The sequence below is a fragment of the Candidatus Protofrankia californiensis genome (assembly GCF_900634765.1).
GTDB lineage: Bacteria > Actinomycetota > Actinomycetes > Frankiales > Frankiaceae > Protofrankia > Protofrankia californiensis.
The window spans coordinates 1-821 of sequence record NZ_CAAAFT010000372.1; the positions used below are offsets into that span (position 1 = coordinate 1).

Annotated in this window: 1 protein-coding gene and 1 pseudogene; one reads left to right on the top strand and one right to left on the bottom strand. The window is 73.0% G+C overall.

The features are described from left to right. Positions 1 to 297: pseudogene (locus DD1DGNOD_RS18995) on the top strand (VWA domain-containing protein); the annotation flags it as partial. 61 nt (positions 298 to 358) lie between these two features. Here the strand turns inward: DD1DGNOD_RS18995 and DD1DGNOD_RS29810 are convergent. Then, on the bottom strand, positions 359 to 821 hold a 463-nt coding region (locus DD1DGNOD_RS29810; RefSeq protein ID WP_241255836.1), incomplete at its 5' end, for a TOBE domain-containing protein.

Sequence of the window (821 nt, forward strand, 5' to 3'; positions counted from 1 at the left end):
GTGCCGGTCGACGCGATCGCCTACGGCACCGCGGACGGCACCCTCGACGTGGGCGGCCAGCAGATCCCCGTCCCGGTCAACGAGGACGCGCTGCGCGAGATCGCGCGGACGACCGAGGGCTCCTACCACCGGGCCGTGTCCGGGGACGAGCTGCGTTCGGTATACGAGAGCCTCGGCAGTTCCATCGGCTACCGCAACGAATTCCACGAGATCACCACCTGGTTCGTCGGCCTGTCCCTGTCCCTGGGCCTGGCAGCCGCGGCCCTGTCGATGGTCTTCTCCTCCCGGCTGCCCTGACCCTCCTCCCGCCTGCCCCGCCTGCCGCGACCGGGCGGGCAGGGGGCCGGATCGACGTTACTCAGGCCTGGTCGGGGTAGGTCTCGATGTCTGTTGCCTTGAACGACGCCCAGACCCGCAGCCCCGGTTCCAGCCGCAGTTCGGCCAGGGCCGCGGGGGTGACGTCGGCAAGCAGGGCGGGGCTGGTGTCCACCGCGACGCGGGCACGGTCTCCCAGCAGTTCCAGCCCGGCGACCCGGCCGGTCAGCGTGTTGCGGGCGCTGCCGTGCGGCTCGACGACGCCGAGCATGACCGCGGACGGCCGCAGCGCGGCCAGCACAGGACCGGTGATCGACCTGTCCGCGACGGTGAGCGCCCCACCGCCGCGCAGCCGCACGACACCCGCTGCGGCCTCCCCCCGGTACAGGTTCAGCCCGACGAGCCGGGCCACATAGTCGGTCCGGGGCCGGCGTGCCACCTCCGCCGGCGGACCCTGCTGCACCACGCGTCCCGCCTCGATGATGACAACGTGGTCGGCGAGCACC